Source organism: Actinoplanes sp. NPDC051633, assembly GCF_040681735.1.
Lineage (GTDB): Bacteria > Actinomycetota > Actinomycetes > Mycobacteriales > Micromonosporaceae > Actinoplanes.
In genome coordinates, this window is the sequence record NZ_JBFAZH010000773.1 from 1 (window position 1) to 3,750 (window position 3,750).

At 70.1% G+C, this 3,750-nt stretch carries 4 protein-coding genes and 1 pseudogene; 4 read left to right on the forward strand and 1 reads right to left on the reverse strand.

The genetic code is table 11. From position 1 onward, the window contains the following. Nucleotides 1-725, reverse strand: a pseudogene (locus AB0M20_RS31700) (nitroreductase); the annotation flags it as partial. Nucleotides 726-1,051: 326 nt separating this feature from the next. Here AB0M20_RS31700 and AB0M20_RS31705 point away from each other — a divergent pair. The 4 genes from AB0M20_RS31705 to AB0M20_RS31720 all read left to right on the forward strand — a co-directional run. Then, nucleotides 1,052-1,285 (forward strand): CBS domain-containing protein, encoded by a 234-nt coding sequence (locus tag AB0M20_RS31705; protein WP_364304002.1) that lies wholly within the window; start codon nt 1,052-1,054, stop codon nt 1,283-1,285. Further along, on the forward strand, nt 1,234-1,440 hold the full coding sequence (locus AB0M20_RS31710) for a BON domain-containing protein (RefSeq protein WP_364304005.1): 207 nt from the start codon (nt 1,234-1,236) through the stop codon (nt 1,438-1,440). The genes AB0M20_RS31705 and AB0M20_RS31710 overlap by 52 nt, the downstream gene beginning before the upstream one ends. Nucleotides 1,441-1,457: 17 nt before the next feature. Beyond that, the gene (locus tag AB0M20_RS31715; RefSeq protein WP_364304003.1) at nt 1,458-1,607 is read left to right on the forward strand and encodes a hypothetical protein; all 150 of its coding nucleotides are present in this window, start codon (nt 1,458-1,460) and stop codon (nt 1,605-1,607) included. 123 nt (nt 1,608-1,730) lie between these two features. Continuing rightward, nucleotides 1,731-3,750, forward strand: a 2,020-nt coding sequence (locus tag AB0M20_RS31720; RefSeq protein WP_364304004.1) for a phosphoketolase family protein, incomplete at its 3' end; no start/stop codon positions are given.

Below are 3,750 nucleotides of genomic sequence, written 5' to 3' on the forward strand. Positions count from 1 at the left end.
GGCACCTCGACGGGGCTGCTCAAGGGCAACAGGGCGGCGCCGTGCTCGGTCGCCGCGAGCCACAGCGCGCTGAGGGCCTCACCGGCGCGTAACCAGTCGGCCGGCTCGTCGCCGTTGCCGTAGAGGACCCCGTACGTCGCGGCGGTGTCGTGCCCGGACCCGGCCTCGAGCGTGCCGCCGACCCCGAAGTCGCGTTCGGCGACGGTGGTCGCCGGCACCTCGACAGGCAGATTGGCGTCGGGAATGCCGGTTCCCTCGGGGCGGTCGCCGCCGACCCAGGCGGCGGTCTCCTCCTTGCCGGCCTCGTCGGCTGCCTGAGCGGCCTGCGCGTGCTCGACGAGGACGGCGAGTTCGATGACCTGATCGCCATCGAGCAGATGCAACCGTGCTCCGTGACGCTCCGTCTCTTCGGCAAGCCTGTCGAGGACGTCGTCGCCGACGGGATCGTTGCTGAGGGTACGCCGATCGGTGTGCCTGATCCGGAGCTGTTCGAAGTGCCGAATGGCGCGCGGATCGATGCTGCCGCGTTGTCCCGGGCGGATCGTCGCGAGGGGATCGCCGGCGGGGCGCTCCACGGTGAAACTCCATCCCTCGGCGGTCAGTGCGACCTGGGCGTGGTGCAGCGCCGCGCCACAGCTCAGCAGCAACATCCGTCCGCCGGGATCCTGCGATGTCAGTTGGCGGTCGGTCGCCGCGTGCAGAGCGAGATGGTCGGAGTGCAGCACCCATCGCCACGGCTGGGTGTTGTGAATCGACGGAGCGAAACGGGCGGCTTCGGCGGAGCGCAGCAGTGCGTGCCGGAGGTCGGTGTCAGCGGTCATGGCGTCGGCTCCTTCTCGCGCGGCCACGGGTGCTGATGGCCACGATGCCACCCCATCAGATCACCGGACGCCGGAAAGGACGAGCCGGTGACGTGCGGCGCGTGCCCCGGACCCCGGTGATCGCACCTCGAGGGAGGCGCGAAGACCCGTGCGCACGGGCCGATCGGCCCTGCCCGCGCCGGGACGCCGCACATAGCGTGAGGGGTGAGGACGCACAAGGAGGCGGCGTGATGAGCAAGTGGACAGTGGCCGACGTGATGACCACGGAGGTCGTATCGGTGCCCTTGGACGCCGGCTACCGCACCGTGGTGGACACCCTGGTGGAGCACCGGATCAGTGCCGTTCCGGTCGTCGACCCGCTCCGGACGAGGACGTCCGGGCCGAGGTACGCGACAGCATCGAGCGTGACCTGCTGCCGGGCGACGCGCAGACCGTCCAGGTCTCCGTCGAGGACGGCGTCGTGACCTTGACCGGCAGCATGGAGCGTTGGTCGACCAGTGACTTCGCCGGGCGCCTGGCCCGTCAGACACCCGGCACGGTGTCCGTCAAGAACCACCTCTCCTACGGTTTCGACGACCGTTCGCTCAGCGGCCCGGGCATGACCTTCGGCGTCGCGTGATCAGAAGGGATCCCGAGATGAAACGCCAATTGATCGCAGTCGGCTTCGGACTGGCTCTGCCGGTCGGCAGCGCGGTGGCATCCGTGCTCCTGTCCATGGCGGTGGGGCGCACGATGGCCGCCGTCCACCACGACGACACCTGGCGCCGGACGCCCGGCCGCCGGTAGGACCGCCCTGCCGATGGTCCCGCCCCCGCGGGCCTATCGGCATGTGGAGGGGGTACGCACGCCCGTGCGCCGGACCCCATGGCACCCATACGGTGGTTCCTGACCTGATGGAACGAACCCCTGATGGAACGACCACGGAAGAGAGACACCGTGACCGAGGTATCGCAGAGCAAGTCCCGTGCCGACGATGATCTCGTGCGCGCGCTCGCCAAGCCCGGCGACGACGAGGTCGCCCAGTTGGACGCCTGGTGGCGCGCCAACAACTACCTGACCATCGGGCAGATCTATCTGCAGGGCAACCCGCTGCTGCGGGAGTCGCTGGAGCCCCGGCACATCAAGCCGCGCCTGCTCGGTCACTGGGGCACCAGCCCCGGCCTGTCCCTGATCTACGCGCACGTCTCGCGTCTCATCCGGCACACCGGCCAGGAAGCCATCTACCTCGCCGGCCCCGGTCACGGCGGCCCGGCGCTGGTCGCCGCGGGCTACCTCGAGGGCACATACAGCGAGACCTACCCGAAGGTGAGCCTCGACGAGGGCGGCATGCTGCGGCTGTTCCGGCAGTTCTCCAGCCCCGGCGGCATCCCCAGCCACGTGTCGGTCACCACGCCCGGGTCGATCCACGAGGGCGGCGAGCTCGGCTACGTGCTGGTGCACGCCTTCGGCGCCGTGATGGACAACCCGGACCTGCTGGCGATCGCGGTCGTCGGCGACGGCGAGGCCGAAACCGGCCCGCTCGAGGGCTCGTGGAAAGGCGTGTCGTTCCTCAACCCGGCCCACGACGGCGCCGTGCTGCCGATCCTGCACCTCAACGGCGCCAAGATCTCGGGCCCGACAGTGCTGGCCCGCAAGGATCCAGCCGAGGTCCGGTCGCTGTTGCACGGACACGGCTACGACGTAATCGAGGTCGAGGGCGAGGACCTGCCCGGAATGCACCACCGCTTCGCGGCTGCGCTGGCCAAGGCGTGGGGGCGGATCAGGGAGATCCAGACGAGCGCCCGCGACGGTGACTGGGACGGTTCCCGGCCTCGCTGGCCGCTGATCGTGCTGAGGTCGCCGAAGGGCTGGACCGGCCCCGCCGAGGTCGACGGTGTCACGGTGACCGGCACGTGGCGGTCGCATCAGGTGCCGCTGTCCGGCGTCCGCGACAACCCCGAGCACCTCGCGATCCTGGAGCGCTGGCTGCGCTCGTACCGCCCGGAGGAGCTCTTCGACGACGCCGGCGCGCCCGTACCCCTGATCCGCGATCTCGCACCGCAGGGCGATCTGCGGATGAGCGCGAGCCCGCACGCCAACGGCGGTCTGCTGACCGAGGATCTGGCGCTGCCGGACTACCGCGACTACGCCGTCGAGGTGAAGGCGCCCGGCGAGTCCCACGCGGAGTCGACCCGCCGGCTGGGCGAGCTCATGCGCGACGTCTACTCGCGCAACCCGGACCGGTTCCGGCTGTTCTGCCCGGACGAGACCAACAGCAACCGGCTCGGCGCCGTGTTCGAGGTGTCCGACCGGGCGTTCATGGAGCAGGTCACGCCGGACGACGTGGCGATCGGCCGCGACGGCCGGGTGATGGAGGTGCTGTCCGAGCACAACTGCCACGGCTGGCTCGAGGGATACACGCTGACCGGCCGGCACGGCATGTTCGCCACCTATGAGGCGTTCGCGATGGTCAGCGCCTCGCAGACCGTGCAGCACGGCAAGTGGCTGCAGGAGGCCAAGCACCTGCCGTGGCGGGCCAAGGTCCCCAGCCTGAACGTGCTGCTGACCTCGACCGCGTGGCGCAACGACCACAACGGGTTCTCGCACCAGGGTCCCGGCCTGATCCAGGTGGTGCTGACCCAGCGCGGCGACATCGCCCGGGTCTATCTGCCGCCGGACGCCAACTGCCTGCTGTCGGTCGCCGACCACTGCTTCCGGTCGCGCTCGTACATCAACCTGATCGTCATCGACAAGCAGCCACAGCTGCAATGGCTGACGATGGACCAGGCGCAGCAGCACTGCGCCCGCGGCGCGGGCATCTGGGACTGGGCGGGTACGGACGACGGCGCCACCGACCCGGACATCGTGCTCGCGTGCGCCGGTGACGTGGTGACGATGGAGACCGTGGCGGCGGCGCAGATCCTGAAGGAGAAGCTGCCCGGGTTCAAGG

Excerpts from the sequence above, each read along its gene's own strand:
- AB0M20_RS31715 (WP_364304003.1), top strand. The coding sequence starts at position 1,458 with ATGAAACGCCAATTGATCGCAGTCGGCTTCGGACTGGCTCTGCCGGTC.
- AB0M20_RS31705 (WP_364304002.1), top strand. The coding sequence starts at position 1,052 with ATGAGCAAGTGGACAGTGGCCGACGTGATGACCACGGAGGTCGTATCG.